Source organism: Rhodococcus sp. NPDC057297 (genome assembly GCF_042667435.1).
Lineage (GTDB): Bacteria > Actinomycetota > Actinomycetes > Mycobacteriales > Mycobacteriaceae > Rhodococcoides.
Window position 1 is genome coordinate 730,862 of sequence record NZ_JBHUZE010000002.1, and the last position, 17,382, is coordinate 748,243.

Sequence of the window (17,382 nt, forward strand, 5' to 3'; positions counted from 1 at the left end):
CGGTGGCGGTCACGCTGCCCACCGGCATCGACCACGGGCTGCTGAGCAGGACCATCGGCGCGGTCGTCGATCACCACGACGTGCTTCGGTCCGTCGTCGAGCGTGCCGAAGGCGGCGAGTGGACCTTCTACGTCCGTGATCACGGCACCGTCGACGTCGACGATCTGCTGGTTCGCGTCGAGCTCGACTCCGGGCTCGACGACGCAGCGGTCCGCGTGCGTGCCGAGTCCGCGCTCGACGAGGCCAAGGACCGCCTCGATCCCGAGCGTGGTCGGATGTTGGAGGTCGTCTGGTTCGACTTCGTCGGTGACGGGCCTGCGCGGGCCGGCATCCTCCTCCTGGTCGCACACCACTTCGTGGTCGACGGCGTGTCGTGGCGAATCCTGCTGCCCGACCTCGCCGTGGCATGGGGGCAGGGAGCGGCCGAGCAGCCGATCACTCTTCCTGCCGTCGGTACGTCGATGCGTCGGTGGGCCCACGGTTTGGTCGATGCCGCTCACGACAGCGAGCGCGAAGCTGAAATTGGCTGGTGGACAGGCGTTCTGGCAGGTGCTGATCCGCGGATCGGTTCTCGCGCGTTCGACGCGCGAATCGACACGCTGTCGTCGACCGACCGCGTCGACATCGAACTGTCCGCGGCGGTCACAGACGCCGTGCTCACCCGAGTACCGAGTGCGTTCAACGGTGGCGTCAACGACGGACTTCTGGCCACCCTGGCGTTGGCTCTCGGCGAATGGCGATCCCGAACCGGCGCTGTGACCTCCGAAAGCCTGGTCAAGCTCGAGGGCCACGGTCGAGAGGAGGGCATCGTTCCGGGTGCGGACCTCTCTCGAACCGTCGGATGGTTCACCAGTGCGTTCCCGGTCCGACTCGATTTGAACGGGATCGACGTCGAGGACGCTCTGTCCGGTGGCACAGCGGCCGGCGATGCGGTCAAGGCCGTGAAGGAACAACTCCTCGCTGTGCCGGACAAGGGAATGGGCTACGGTCTGCTCCGCTACTTGAACGGTGAGACGGCCAAGGTTCTGCAGTCCAGCGCGAATACTCCGCAGGTCAGCTTCAACTACCTGGGACGCGTGTCCACCGAGGGCATCTCGGCGGAACTGACCGGCGGTGCTTGGCTCCCGTCCGCGGTGCTGGCAGACGTCGGCGCACCGGGTGACCCGGACATGCCGGCCAATGCCGCGGTGGACATCAACTCTGCCGTCGTCGACACCGTCGACGGACCACGTCTGACAGCAAGTTTCACGTTCGCGACAGGGATGCTCACACGCACCCAGGTCACCGAATTGGTCGAGCTGTGGGATCGTGCGCTGACCGCGCTGACCGAACATGTGGCAGGAGACAACGCAGGGGGACTGACTCCGTCGGATGTTCCTCTGGTGTCCGTGTCGCAGGCCGACATCGATCGTTGGGAAGCGTCGTATCCCGCGGCGGCAGATATCTGGTCGCTCGCCCCGCTGCAGTCGGGCTTGCTGTTCCATGCTCTGATCGCCCAGTCGACCGACGCCCGGGCTGGGTCGGTCGACGTCTACACGATGCGGGTCGTACTGCGGCTGAGCGGAAACGTCGAGCGCGAACGCCTGCACGGCGCCGCACAGGCACTGCTCGACCGATACGAGAACTTGCGAACGGCATTCGTCCAGAACGTCGACGGTACGTCGGTCCAGTTGGTGCTGGACCGAGTCGACGTGCCGTGGAAGGACGTCGATCTGACGTCGCTGCCGGAATCGGAGCGCGAGGCGGCCTTCGACGAGCTTCGAGCAGCCGACAAGATCGAACCGTTCGACCTGACGTCGGCTCCGCTCATGCGGTTCACGTTCGTCACCGTGTCGGCCACCGACGTACGGTTCCTCGTCTCCAGTCACCACCTTCTTCTCGACGGTTGGTCGACGCCGCTGCTGATGCGAGATCTTCTGGCTCTGTACGCGCTTGAAGGTGACGTGTCGTTGCTGCCTCGTGTGCGGTCCTACCGGTCGTTCCTCGGCTGGGTCGCGGAGCAGGACGCACGCGTGTCGAACGACAAGTGGATCGAGGCCTTGGCGGGTGTCGAAGAACCGACGATGCTCACGTCGGCCGAGCGCGCAGGACAGGCGTCCACCGATATCGGTGAGGTGATTCTGGATCTCAGCCCGGCGTTGTCGTCGGCGCTTCACTCGGTCGGAGCGCAGCTCGGTGTCACGCTGAACACGATGGTCCAGGCAGCGTGGGGTCTGCTCCTCGGCCGGTCCGTCGGAAGCAACGACGTGCTGTTCGGCGCCACGGTGTCCGGACGCCCGGCGGGCCTGGCGGGCGTCGAATCCATGGTTGGTCTGTTCATCAACACCCTCCCCGTCCGTGTTCGGTTCGACGGCCACGAATCCGTCGAATCCGTACTGGTGCGTCTGCAGGGTGAACAAGCCGATCTGCTCGATCATCATTATTTGGGGCTCAACGAGATTCAGCGAGCCGCGAATCTGGGAGCGTTGTTCGACACCCTGACGGTCTTCGAGTCGTACCCCGTCGACGAAGCGGGTCTCGCCGAACAAGCGAAGAACATCGACGGTATGTCGGTGTCCGGGGTGGAGCTGGAGGACGCGACCCATTACCCGCTCACGCTGCTCATCGCGGTGGACTCGCAGGTGCATCTGAAGCTGAAGTATCTGACCGATGTTCTGGACGGCGCGGCCGTGGCCACCATGATGGGCCGGTTGGAACGCATTTTCGAGGCTTTCGCCGCGGATCGAACGGCCGCTATCGGCGATGTCGACCTGTCCGACCCGAGCGAACGCGCACTGATCGCGGCGGCGAACGACACCGCTCACGCTGTCGACGAGTCGGCGACGCTCGTTTCGATGTTCGACGCCCAGGTGGCGAGGACGCCCGATGCGGTGGCGCTGACGTTCGAGGACGAATCGCTCACGTACGCCGAGTTCCATCGCCGGGTCAATCGACTCGCCCGCGCCCTCGTCGAACGTGGTGTCGGCGCGGAATCGCTTGTCGCGGTTGCCTTCAAGCGGTCGCTCGATCTGATGGTCGGCATCTACGCCGTTCTGGAAACGGGTGCGGGCTACGTGCCGGTCGATCCGGATCAGCCGGCCGATCGTGTCGAGTACATCCTGGACACTTCCGGGGCGGCCACGGTCCTGACCACGTCGCGGGAGGGTTTCCGCGCGGACGACGCGGTGGTGCTCGAGATCGATCGTCTGGGGCTCGGCGAGTACTCGGATGCGCTGCTCACCGATGCGGAGCGCATCGGTGTTCTTCGTCCGTCGAATGCCGCGTACGTGCTGTTCACCTCGGGCTCGACGGGTCGGCCGAAGGGCGTGACGATCACTCACGCCGCCATCGTCAACCGCCTCGTCTGGATGCAGGAACAGTACGGCCTCCGGGGCGACGACGTGGTGGTGCAGAAGACACCGGTGACGTTCGACGTGTCGGTGTGGGAACTGTTCTGGCCGCTGCAGATCGGCGCGCGTCTGGTGATCGCGAAGCCGGACGGGCATCGTGACCCGGTCTACCTGGCGGAGCTGATGCGCGGCGAGCAGGTGTCGGTCGCACACTTCGTGCCGTCGATGCTTGCCGTCTTCGCAGCGGAACCCTCGGCGAACGGGGCCGACGCGCTGCGCTGGATCTTCGCGTCCGGTGAGGCGCTGCCGCCGGCCACTGCGCGGGCGATCGGGTCGGTTCTGCCGGCCGCTCGGTTGGTCAACCTGTACGGCCCCACTGAGGCGGCCGTCGACGTGACCTACCACGAATTCGTCGGTACGGACGTCGCCTCGGTCCCCATCGGACGTCCGGTGTACAACACCCGCGTCCATGTGCTCGACGATCGTCTGCGCCGGGTCCCGCTCGGGATGGTGGGCGAGCTCTACCTCGCCGGTGTGCAGCTCGCTCGTGGATACCATTCGCGTCCGGACCTGACGGCCGACCGGTTCGTCGCCGATCCGGCAGACGGGCAGGGTGGCCGCCTCTACCGCACCGGCGACCTGGTTCGCTGGACGTCGAACGGCGAGCTCGAATACATCGGGCGCTCGGACTTCCAGGTCAAGCTTCGTGGCCTGCGTATCGAGCTGGGAGAAATCGAGTCCGCCCTTCTGAGTGCCGATTCGGTGGCTCAGGCCGTCGTACTGGTCGTGCGCGATCAGCTTGTCGCCTACGTAGTGCCCACAGCAGGCGCGTCGGTGGACGTCGACGCGGTACTCGCGTCGGCGGCGACCACGCTGCCTGAGTACATGGTTCCGGTGTCGGTTCTCGTTCTCGACGAACTGCCGGTCGGACCGTCGGGCAAGCTCGACCGTAGAGCGCTGCCGGAGCACACGTTCGAGAGTTCGGCCGAGTTCCGCGGTGCCGAAACCGATGTCGAGCGAGTACTCAGCGAAGTCTTCGCGGACGTCCTCGGTCTCGACACAGTCGGCGTCGACGACTCGTTCTTCGCGCTCGGCGGTGACAGCATCGTGTCGATCCAGCTCGTTGCACGCTCTCGAGCCAGGGGTGTCGTGATCACCCCGCGTGACGTGTTCGAGCAGAAGACCGTCGCCGGTCTCGCGTCGGTGGCCGCCGCTGCCGAGAACCTCGTCGACGAAGTCGTTCTCGGTGAGCTCGACGGCGGCGGAATCGGCTGGGCACCACTGCTTCCGTTCGCTCGTTCGATGACCGATCGGGGTGGATCGTTCGATCGGTTCGTGCAGTCGGTGACCCTCGAGTTGCCCGTCGGTATAGACCGTCAGGGAATCGTGGCGACCATCCTCGCCGTGGTGGACCGACACGACGGACTCCGAGCGCGCCTGGTGAACGGGTCTCAGGGGTGGGGTCTCGAGACTTCCGCACCTGGTTCGGTCTCGGTCGATCGTCTCGTCGACCGCATCGACATGGGCGCCGAGCACGATATCGACGAGGTTCTCGCTCGTACCGCAGCGGCCGTCGACGATTCCATGTCGCACCTCGATCCGTTCGCAGGTGACATGCTCCGTTTCGTGTGGGTCGATTTCGGTTCGTCGAGGAGCGGCCGTCTCGTCGTCGTGGCACACCACCTCGTCGTGGACGGCGTGTCCTGGCGAATCCTGGTGCCGGACTTCGTCTCCGCCTGGGCGCAGACAGCGGCGGGTGCAGTCCCCGCTCTGCCCGAGGTCGGCACGTCGGAGCGTCGCTGGGCGCACGCCCTCGCGGACGACGCGCGTTCGCCTCGCCGTCTCGCGGAGATGGACCTGTGGCGGAGCGTCGCGGAAACTCCGGACCCGGTCCTCGGTACGCGCCCGTTCGACCCCGCCCGTGACGTGACGTCGACGGTGGAACGTTGCGCGATCGAGTTGTCGCCGAGCGTGACTCGCGCCCTGCTGACTACCGTGCCCGATGCCTTCCACGGTGGAGTGTCGGACGGTCTGCTGGCCGGTCTTGCTCTTGCCGTGCAAGAGTTCCGTGCGCGTCGCGGAGTCGATGCGCCTGCGACGTTGGTTCAACTCGAAGGGCATGGCCGCGAAGAAGAACTGATTCCAGGTGCCGATCTCTCGCGCACCGTCGGATGGTTCACGAGCATGTACCCGGTCCGTCTCGATCTCACCGGAGTCGACATCTCCGACGCGCTCGGCGGTGGCTCCTCCATCGGTGCCGCGGTCAAGCTGATCAAGGAGCAACTGCTCGGCATTCCGGACAAGGGCATGGGATACGGGTTGTTGCGGTACCTCAACGAGGACACCGCGAACGAGCTCGGCTCGCTGTCGACCGGTCAGATCAGTTTCAACTACCTCGGTCGTGGTAGCACCGGTGAGGTTCCGGAAGGAATCGAAGGGTGGTTGCCCGCAACCGATTTCGACGATCTGGCTATCATCGGTGACGCCGACATGGCGGCGAACAAGACCGTCGACATCAATGCGATCGTCCGCGGAGCCGGCGACGATTCGGCGCTCGCCGCGACGTTCGCATTCCCCATCGGTGCCATCGATGCAGACGACGTTCGGGAACTGGCCGACCTCTGGGTGGGCGCGCTGACCGCTCTGGCCGCTCACGTCGCGGACGGTACCGCCGGCGGTCTGACACCGTCGGACGTCCCGCTGGTCCGTATCGGTCAGCGCGACATCGACGTCGTCGAACAGCGCTACCCGTCGACGCGTGACATCTGGTCGCTTGCACCGCTGCAATCGGGTCTGTTGTTCCACGCATTGCTCGCGGAGTCGTCCGTCGACGTGTACACGATGCAGATGGTTCTGCGCCTGACCGGCGACGTCGATGCCGGTCGTCTTCGTACCGCCGCGGCGTCGCTCGTCGACCGGTACGACAACCTGCGTTCCGCGTTCGTGACGGTCGCCGACGGCTCCACCGTTCAGGTGGTTCAGGACGACGTCGAACTTCCGTGGTTCGAGCACGACTTGTCCGGACTCCCGTCGGGCGATCGTGAGCGTGCGTACGAGGAGCTGCGTGCGGGGGAGCAGGAAGCTCGATTCGACACCGCCACGGCACCTCTCGTGCGCTTCACCCTGGTGAAGATCGCCGAGGACGACAGTCGGCTGCTGTTCGCGAACCACCACGTCCTGCTCGACGGATGGTCCATGCCGTTGCTGATGCGGGACCTGTTGGTTCTGTACGCCGCACACGGCGACGCGTCCGGTCTGCCGCGTGTGTCGTCCTACCGAACGTTCCTGTCCTGGATCGCACGTCAGGATCGAGCACGGTCGGAAGGGGTGTGGGCCCGAGCGTTCGAGGACGCTCCGGAGCCGACGATTCTCGCTCCCGGTGCCGCGGGACGTGAGATCACGTCGCGGTCGGGTGCTGTGGAGACAGTCCTGTCGGCAGAGTTGTCCTCGTCGCTGACGCACTTGGGCGCGCGCCTCGGAGTCACCGTGAACACGCTGGTTCAGGCCGCGTGGGGAATCCTGTTGTCGGCATCGACCGGCCGGGACGACGTCGTGTTCGGTGCGACGGTATCCGGTAGGCCTGCAGGACTTCCCGGTGTCGAGTCGATGGTCGGTCTGTTCATCAACACACTCCCGATCCGTGTTCGCCTGGACGCAGCCGAGTCCGTCGAGTCGGCGCTCACGACGCTCCAGGCCGAGCAGGCCGATCTGCTCGATCACCACTACCTCGGGCTTACGGACATCCAGCGCGCAGCCGGTGTCGGTGCCCTCTTCGACACACTGACCGTGTTCGAGTCCTACCCCGTCGACGAGGAAGGCCTCGCGGCCCAGGCGTCGAACATCGACGGCATGGCCGTGTCCGGTGTGGAGTCGAACGACAGCACGCACTACCCGCTGACGTTGCTCATCGTCGCGAACGACCGAATTCGGTTGACACTGAAGTACTTCGAGGACCTGTTCGACGAAGGTCACGTGGCAGCACTGATCGGTCGGATGGAGCGAATTCTCACCGCGGTGGCAGCCGATCCGAGTGTCAGGGTCGGCGACCTCGACCTACTCGGCGACGACGAACGTCATGCCCTGGTCGTCGATCGCAACGAGACCGATCATGCCGTCGACGAGGCGCTGCTGCTGGACGCCTTCTTCTCCCGCGCAGAATCGACTCCCGACGCACCTGCGTTGACGTTCGAGGGCGACACCATCAGCTACCGCGAGTTCGCCGAACGCGTTCACCGGTTGGCGCGCTACCTGGTGGGCCGCGGTGTCGGGCCGGAGATCGCGGTGGCAGTCGGCATGCGCCGGTCGATCGATCTGATGGTCGGCATCTACGCCGTCGTGGAGGCAGGCGGAGCGTACGTTCCACTCGACCCGGAACAGCCCGTCGATCGTCTCGAGTACATCGTGGACGTGGCGAACGCGGTGCTCGTGCTCTCGACCGAGCGCGACGCGGTGGATCTGGGTGCAGGCTCACCCCCGGTGGTGCACATCGACACGCTGCCGCTGTCCGAGTACCCGGCGCTCGCACTCGGGCCGTCGGACCGTACGGTCGGGCCGGACAACAGTGCATACGTGCTGTTCACCTCGGGTTCGACGGGGCGGCCCAAGGGCGTCACGATCACTCATCGCGCCATCGTCAACCGCCTCGAGTGGATGCAGGCCGAGTACGGTCTGCACGACGCCGACACCGTCGTACAGAAGACACCGGTGACGTTCGACGTGTCAGTGTGGGAGCTGTTCTGGCCCATGCGTGTCGGGGCGAGAACCGTCGTCGCTCGGCCGGACGGTCACCGCGATCCCGCATATCTCGCGCAGCTGTTCGCGCAGGAGTCGGTCTCGGTGGCGCACTTCGTGCCGTCGATGCTCGGCGTGTTCTCGGCAGAACCAGGTGCCGCCGACGCTCGCGACCTTCGGTGGGTGTTCGCGTCCGGTGAGGCATTGCCGGAGTCGACTGCAGCACGGATCGTGTCGCTGCTTCCGTCGGCGCGGCTGGTCAACCTCTACGGGCCGACCGAAGCAGCCGTCGATGTGACGTATCACGAGTTCGTCGCTGCGGACACCCGCGGTGTCCCGATCGGTCGACCGGTGTGGAACACACAGGTGTACGTACTCGACAACGCTCTACGGCCGGCTCCCGACGGCTCCGAGGGAGAGCTGTATCTCGGTGGCGTTCAACTGGCACGCGGCTACAGCTCACGACCTGATCTGACCGCGGACCGATTCGTCGCGAACCCCTTCGGACACGGGCGGCTGTACCGCACGGGTGACGTCGTGCGGTGGAACACAGCCGGCGAACTCGAGTACGTCGGCCGCTCCGATTTCCAGGTCAAGCTGCGCGGACAACGAATCGAGCTCGGTGAGATCGAGGCCGCCCTCGTCGCCGACCCTGCGGTCGCGCAGGCTGTAGTGGCCGTGCGCGGCGATCGTTTGGTGGCATGGGTGGTTCCATCGACGGCACGCACGACAGTCGCGGACATCTCGTCGGAAGCCGAGACTCGACTGCCTGCGTTCATGGTTCCGTCGGCTGTCGTGCTCCTGGACGGTCTCCCGCTGACGAGCTCCGGCAAGCTGGATCGCAAGGCTCTTCCCGATCCGGAGGTGTCTGCCGCGGACTTCCGTGCACCGACGACTCCGATCGAACAGGCCGTTGCGACGGTGTTCTCCGACGTGCTCGGCGTGCAGTCCGTCGGTCTGGACGACGACTTCTTCTCCCTGGGCGGCAACTCCCTGGTGGCAACGCAGGTCGTCGCCAGGCTCGGCGCAGCCTTGGATACGACGGTCCCGATCCGGGTTCTCTTCGACGCCACCACGGTCGGCGCTCTCGCACGTGCAGTGGAAGCACACGTCGGGTCCGAGGGAACGGGCTCGCAGCGCCGTGTCGCACTGGCTGCCCAGGACCGCCCGGAACGGATTCCGCTGTCGCTCGCTCAGCAGCGAATGTGGTTCCTGAATCGTTTCGACTCTGCCTCCGCGGTGAACAACATTCCCGTCGCGATACGACTGACCGGCGAGTTGGACACCGAGGCGCTGCGCGACGCGGTGACCGACGTCCTCACCCGCCACGAGACGATGCGGACGGTCTACCCCGAGGTCGACGGTGTCGGGCATCAGGTGATCCTCGAGCCGTCCCAGGTCTCCTTCGACATGGCGCCGCACGCTGTGTCCGAATCGGAGGTAGTGGACGAGGTCGTGTCGATCGTCTCGGTCGGGTTCGACGTCACTCGAGACGTCCCCGTGCGAACTCGGTTGCTGGAAGTGAGCCCCGAGTCGCACGTTCTGGTGTTCGTCGTGCATCACATCGCTGCCGACGGGTTCTCGATGGGCCCTCTGACGCGCGACGTGATGACGGCCTACGCGGCACGCACGGCCGGTGATCGACCTCAGTGGCAACCGCTGGACGTGCAGTACGCGGATTACACGCTGTGGCAACGCAGTGTTCTGGGCAGCGAGGACGACGCGTCGTCGCTCGTGTCGGCGCAGATCGACTACTGGACGTCGCAGCTGTCCGGGTTGCCGGATCAGATCGACCTACCGTTCGACCACGCTCGACCCGACGTGGCGAGTTACCGCGGGCGAACCGCGCAGTTCTCCGTCTCGCCGACTCTGCATCGCAGTCTCGAAGAGCTTGCGCGGGCGCACGATTCGACCGTGTTCATGGTGGTGCATGCTGCGTTGGCCGTGCTGATGGCGCGGTTGTCCGCGTCCGAGGACGTGGCGATCGGTACGCCTGTCGCGGGACGTGGTGATGCGCGCTTGGACGACCTGATCGGCATGTTCGTGAACACGCTGGTTCTGCGCACCGAGGTGTCGCCTGCAGTTGCGTTCGACGAGGTGTTGGCGCAGGTACGTGAAGTCGATCTGCAGGCGTTCGGAAACGCCGACGTTCCGTTCGAGCGACTGGTGGAGATCCTCGACCCGCAGCGGTCGCAGGCTCGTCATCCGCTCGTGCAGGTGGTGCTCGCATTCCAGAACCTCGGTCGTACGGCCCTGGAACTGCCGAAGCTGTCCGCGGAGGCGTTGCAGTTCGATGCGGAGATCGCGAAATTCGATCTGCAGTTCACCTTCGAGGAGGTGACCGGCGGCGGTTACACCTGTTACGTCTCGTACTCGACCGATCTGTTCGACGAGTCGACGGTCGTGTCGATGGGGGAGCAGTTCCTCGCGGTTCTCGGTGGTGTCGTGACCGATTCGTCTCGGGCGGTCGGTGACATCGAGATCGTCGATTCGCTGACGCGTGATCGTGTTCTCACTCAGTGGAGTTCGTCGGGTTCGGACGTGTCCGTGAGCGAGGCGACGCTGATCGATCGGTTCGAGGCAGCTGCGTCCGCTAATCCGGGTGGTGTTGCCGTCCGTTTCGGCGACGAGTCGGTGACGTACGCGGAACTCGACGGCCGGGCCGATCGTGTCGCGCGAGCACTGATCGAGGCCGGAGCACGTCCGGACGCGCTCGTTGCGGTGGCGCTCCCGCGGTCGGTCGAGCTGATCGTGGGATTGTTGGCCGTGCTGAAGGCCGGCGCAGGCTACCTGCCGATCGACCCGTCGTACCCGTCCGAGCGGATCGCGTTCATGGTCGACGATGCGACTCCGGTTGCGGTCCTCACCGATTCGGCCGTGCTGGAGGGCGAGTCGATGGCGCATGTGCGCGCCGGTTCCCTGCCGGTGGTGGACTTGACGCGACTCGAAGGCGAGGGGCACACCCATGACCGCGGCGACAGTGCGGGTGCGGTGTCCGACGCCGATCGACGCGCTCCGCTGCGCCCCGAGCACTTGGCGTACGTCATCTACACATCGGGTTCGACCGGTCGTCCCAAGGGTGTGCTGATTCCGCACCGTACGGTCGTCCGACTTCTCGACAACACGGACGCGTCGTACGGTTTCGGGCCGGACGACGTGTGGACGATGTTCCACTCCTACGCGTTCGACTTCTCGGTGTGGGAGCTGTGGGGTCCGTTGGCTTTCGGCGGCACGTTGGTGATGGTGGACTACTTCACCTCGCGGTCACCGGAGGCGTTCCGCGAGCTTCTCGCCGCGGAACGTGTCACGGTGTTGAATCAGACGCCGTCGGCGTTCTACCAACTTGCCGAACTCGATCGGGTGCAGGCTGCGGACGCAGGTGAGCTGTCTCTTCGGTACGTGATCTTCGGTGGTGAGGCTCTCGAGCCTCGTCGTCTCGCTGGATGGTTCGATCGCCACGGCGACGGCAGCACTGCGGGGCCGCGACTGGTGAACATGTACGGCATCACCGAGACGACGGTCCACGTGTCGTACCGCCCGTTGACTGCGGAGTCGATCGGCTCGGCGTCGGTGATCGGTGCACCCATCACGGGCTTGGGTGTCTATGTGCTCGACACTCGGTTGAACCCGGTGCCCGTGGGAGTGGCGGGCGAGCTGTACGTCTCCGGTGGGCAGCTGGCTCGTGGCTACCTCGGACGTGCGGAGCTGTCGTCGGTGCGGTTCGTGGCCAATCCGTTCGGCGAGGGGCGGCTCTACCGCACAGGCGACGTTGCGCGGTGGACGCAGCGTGAGGACGGCAGCGGCGAGCTGGTGTACCTCGGCCGTGCGGACGATCAGGTCAAGGTGCGTGGATTCCGCATCGAGCTCGGTGAGATCGAGGCCGCGGTGTCTGCTCAGAACGGGGTGACTGCGGCTGCGGTCGTGGTGCGTGAGGACTCTCCGGGCGCGGTGCGTCTCGTTGCCTACGTGGTGGGCTCTGGGGACCTCGACGCGGTGCGAGCGGGAACGGCGACGTCCGTTCCCGAGTACATGGTTCCCTCCGCCTTCGTGCAGATGGACGAAATCCCGTTGACCGTCAACGGCAAGCTCGATCGGCGTGCTCTGCCGGAGCCCGCGGTGGTGGCCACGGCGTTCCGCGCGCCGTCGACACCGATCGAGGAAATCGTCGCGGGAGTGTTCGCGGACGTGCTCGGTGTCGCGCGCGTGGGTATCGACGACGACTTCTTCTCGCTCGGCGGAAACTCCCTGATCGCAACGCAGGTGGTGTCTCGGCTCGGTAGTGCCTTGGACGCGACGGTTCCGGTGCGGCTGTTGTTCGAAGCCTCGTCTGTCGGCGACCTGGCTGCACGCGTCGAGTCCGCCGTCGGAGGTGGGCGCACCGAACTGGTCGCCCGCGAACGGCCGGCGAACGTGCCGTTGTCCTTGGCGCAGCAGCGTATGTGGTTCCTCAACCGCTTCGACAGTGCGTCGACGGCGTACAACATCCCGATGGCACTTCGCCTGTCGGGCCGCCTCGACGAGGACGCGTTCTCTGCGGCCATCGGTGACCTCGTGGCACGCCACGAGACGCTCCGGACGGTCTACCCGGAAACGGACGGTGGTGCCGTACAGCGGGTGCTCTCGTCCGAGCGTGCCGGTATCTCGTTGCACATCGAGGATGCCGATCCGGCGTCGGTGACGGAGAAGGTGATGGCGCTGGCCGCCACCCGATTCGACGTCACGACCGAGGTTCCGGTACGCGTCACCCTGTTCCGAGTCGGTGCCGACGAGTACGTCGTGGCGATGGTCGTTCACCACATCTCCGCCGACGGTTCGTCGATGGTTCCGATGACGACCGACCTGATGACCGCGTACGCGGCGAGGACTACGGGCACCGAACCGCAGTGGACCCCACTGCCGGTCCAGTACGCCGATTACGCACTGTGGCAACGCGAGGTTCTCGGTCGAGAAGACGATCCGACGTCGGTCGGCGCGCAACAGTTGGACTACTGGAAGACTGCACTCGCAGACCTGCCGGACCAGCTGACCCTGCCGATCGACAAGCCGCGTCCTGCGGACCAGAGTTTCCGGGGCGGCCGCGTCGAATTCACGGTTCCGGCCGGCACGCACGCCGCGTTGCAGGAGCTCGCTCGCGCACACAATGCGACCGTGTTCATGGCCGTGCACGCGGCGTTCTCGGTACTCCTCGCGCGTTTGTCGGGCATGACCGACATCGCCGTCGGCACACCTATCGCAGGACGCGGGGAAGCGGCGCTGGACAATCTCGTCGGCATGTTCGTCAACACTCTGGTGTTCCGACTCGATGTGGACGGCGGCCGGGACTTCGTGGACCTGCTGGCGCAGGCACGCGAGACGGATCTACGGGCGTTCGCCAACGCGGATGTTCCGTTCGAACGCCTCGTGGAGGTCCTCAACCCCACGCGGTCGACGGCACGGCACCCGCTGTTCCAGGTCGGTTTCTCGTTCCAGAACGTGGCGCAGACGGCCCTCGAGCTCGGTGATCTGACGGTGTCGGCGGTGGACGCGGACTCGGGTAACTCGCAGTTCGATCTGCACCTGATCCTGGCGGACAAGTACGACGACTCGGGTGCGCCTGCGGGCTTCGAGGCGCTGATGACCTACGCGACCGATCTCTTCGAGCCAGAGACGGTCGACGCCGTCGTCGCACGCTTCGTTCGCGTCCTGGACGAGGTCGTGGCGCGGCCGGACGTTCCGGTCGGAGACATCGACATCACCTCGCCCGGCGAACGCGTCGAGCTGGTGTCGACATGGAACGACACCGCTCGGGACATCGGGGCGGACCGAACTCTCGTCGATCTGTACGACGAGCAGGTACGGCGCACCCCGGACGCGACCGCGATCGTGTTCGACGGTGTCTCGATCACCTACGCCGAGTTCGACGCTCGCGTCGAGCGCGTCGCGCGGTCGCTCGTCGAGCGCGGCGTCGGACCCGAAAGCCTGGTAGGACTAGCCATTCGACGGTCCACCGATCTCGTGGTCGCGATGTACGCGATCGTCAAGGCCGGGGGTGCGTACGTTCCTCTCGATCCAGATCAGCCGATCGAACGGACCGAGTACATCCTGTCCGTGGCGGCACCGGTCTGCGTGATCACCACGGCACGCGAGAACGTAGACATCGACGGCTCCGTCGATCTGGCGGATCTCGAGAAGGACGCGGATGCAGGTCGGACGACGGACGCGCGCGCGCTTCGCAGTGACAACCGCGCGCTTCGCGCTGACAACACGGCGTACGTGATCTTCACCTCCGGGTCGACCGGTAAGCCGAAGGGCGTCGCGGTTTCGCACGGCGCCATCGTCAACCAGTTGGTGTGGAAGCACGCGGAATTCGGGATGAACTCGTCGGATTCGGTGCTGCTCAAAACCGTCGCGACGTTCGATCTCTCGGTGTGGGAGTTCTGGTCCGCTCTCACCGTCGGTGCATCCGTGGTGATCGCCTCGGCCGACGGTCACCGTGATCCGGACTACCTGCTGGGTCTGCTTCGTGACCACGAGGTGACGACACTGCACGTGGTGCCGTCGATGTTGTCGATGCTGACCACGGTGTCCGACGGTGCACTGCCACCGACGCTGCGGCGAGTCCTGGCGATCGGTGAAGCACTGCCCGCGGCTACCGCTTCGGCGCTGAAGAAGGCGAGTTCCGCGGAGCTGTACAACCTGTACGGGCCCACCGAGGCGGCGGTGTCGATCACCTCGCACCGCGTCGTCGACGGTGACACCACGACGGTTCCGATCGGAAAACCGGAGTGGAACAGTCGGGTTCACGTTCTCGATGCGCGTCTGCAGCCCGTGCCCGTCGGCGTCAGCGGTGAGCTCTACCTGGCGGGATCTCAGCTGGCGCGTGGCTACCACGGTCGGGTCGATCTGACAGCCGATCGATTCGTCGCGAATCCGTATGCGAGCTCGGAACGTATGTACCGAACGGGCGACATCGTGCGGTGGACGCGCTCGGGTGAGCTGGAGTACATCGAGCGTGCGGACTTCCAGGTCAAGGTTCGCGGATACCGCATCGAACTCGGTGAAATCGAATCTGCCTTGCGCGGAATGGATTCCGTTCGCGACACCGCCGTGACCGTCTACAACGACGGACGCACCGGTGACCAGCTGGTGGCGTACGTCGTGCCGAACCTCGCCGGGGGCGAAGACGGCACAGATGCCGAGACGATTCGGATGGAGCTGACCCGAACCCTCCCGTCGTACATGGTTCCGTCGGTGTACGTGATGCTGGATGCGTTGCCGCTGAACGCCAACGGCAAGCTCGATCGCGCAGCACTGCCGGAGCCGGAGACGACCGTCGGGGAGTTCAGGGCCCCGACCAATCCCATCGAGGAAGTCGTCGCACGAACGCTGTCCGACGTGCTCGGTCTCGGTCGTGTCGGGTTGGACGACGACTTCTTCGCACTGGGCGGAAACTCCCTGATCGCGACGCAGGTGGTGTCCAGACTGGGCGCAGCCCTCGATACCCGCATTCCGGTGCGGACGATCTTCGAAGCGTCGTCGGTGGAGGCGCTCGCCGCACGGGTTCAGCCACTCGTCGGTGGCGGGGCGCGGGTTCCGCTCGCTCCGCGCACCCGGCCGGACGCGGTTCCGCTGTCGCTTGCGCAGCAACGCATGTGGACCATCAATCAGGTGGACACCTCGTCGGCTGCGTACAACATCCCGGCAGCCGTACGGTTCACCGGTGCGCTGAACACGGCAGCGTTCGCAGCCGCCATGGCCGATGTGATCGAACGTCACGAAGTGCTCCGGACGCGGTACCCGGACAGTGAGGACGGACCGATCCAGCTGATCGGTTCGGTGTCGGACGCTCTGCCGGATCTGACGCCGATCCCCGTCACGGAGAGCGACGTCTTCGGCCGCGTCGGCGCGATCCTCGGTGAAGGCTTCGACGTGACGAGCGAGGTGCCGGTTCGTGCGGCTCTGTTCGCCCTGTCCGACACCGATCACGTGTTCGCGCTCGTTGCGCATCACATCACGGCAGACGGGTTCTCGATGCGCCCGCTCATCCGCGACGTGATGCTGGCGTACACCTCTCGTGCCGCGGGGGATGCTCCGCAGTGGGCACCGTTGCCGGTGCAGTACGCGGACTTCAGCCTGTGGCAGCGCGAGGTGCTCGGTAGTGAGGACGACCCGGACAGTGCACTCGGCGGCCAGCTCGCGTTCTGGACTCGTGAGTTGGCGGGGCTTCCGGACCTGTTGCCCTTGCCGACCGATCATCCGCGACCGGCACGGCAGTCGACGATCGGTGAGGCGTACGAGTTCACCCTCGGTGCCGATATCGCAGGACGTATCGAGAAGACAGCTCGCGAGCACAACGCGACCGTCTTCATGGTTGTCCACAGTGCATTGGCTGTGCTGCTGTCCAGGCTCAGCGGTACCGACGACATCGCTGTCGGAACGCCGACGGCGGGCCGAGGCGAGGAAGCCCTCGACGATCTGGTCGGCATGTTCGTCAACACCTTGGTGTTGCGTTCGTCCGTGCAGGGCGGGTCGACGTTCTCCGAGTTGTTGGCGGACACGCGTGACCGCGACCTGGCGGCCTTCGGCAACGCCGACGTGCCGTTCGAGCGGCTCGTCGAGCAGATGGGTAGAACGCGATCCAGTGCGTATTCCCCGCTGTTCCAGGTGATGCTGACGTTCCAGAACGCTGTCAGCGGCACGTTCGAGCTGCCAGGGCTCGAGGTGTCGACCCTGGCTGCAGACGAGGATCAGGCCAAGTTCGACCTGCAGTTGACCGCAATCGAGCAGTTCGACGAGTTCGGTGCGCTCACCGACATTCGGGCGCTCCTGAACTACGCGACCTCGATCTTCACGAGATCGACCGTCGAGAAGATCGCGGACAGGTTCAGGCGCATCCTCGACACGGTCACCCAGGATCCGTCCGTGACGCTTCGATCGATCGACATCCTGACGGAGTCGGAGCGTGCGGCGCTGACACCGAAACGGGCCCCGCGGACAGTGGACGACCTTCCGTCGCTGGTGTCGGAGGCTGCGTCGGCGAGCCCCGCGGCGACGGTTCTGACGCACGAGGGGCGTGAGATCTCGTTCGAGGAGTTGTCGGACAAGCTCGCGTCGGTGTCCAAGGCTATGGGTGCCACCCTCAAGCCCGAGGCGTTGGTCACCGTTGCACTGTCGCAGTTGGTGCCTGGAATCCTCCCTGCGCTCGGTGCTCAGGGGTACGCGCAAGCGGTAGCGACGATGATCTCCGCGGCCGAGGACGTGGTCGACAGCTGACCCACGACGACAGCTGACGTCCTCGCCGAGGAATTCCTCGGCGGGAGAGGGGGACGTCGGCTGCTGTCGT

At 65.7% G+C, this 17,382-nt stretch carries 1 protein-coding gene (running past one end of the window); it reads left to right on the forward strand.

The genetic code is table 11. The features are described from left to right. Positions 1–17,312, forward strand: the 3' portion of a protein-coding gene (locus ACFULT_RS09365; protein WP_378481295.1) for a non-ribosomal peptide synthase/polyketide synthase. The gene continues 12,820 nt to the left of window position 1, outside the view; the window shows 17,312 of its 30,132 coding nt (coding positions 12,821–30,132); the start codon falls outside the window, past its left edge; the stop codon is at positions 17,310–17,312. The last annotated feature ends 70 nt before the right edge of the window (positions 17,313–17,382 follow it).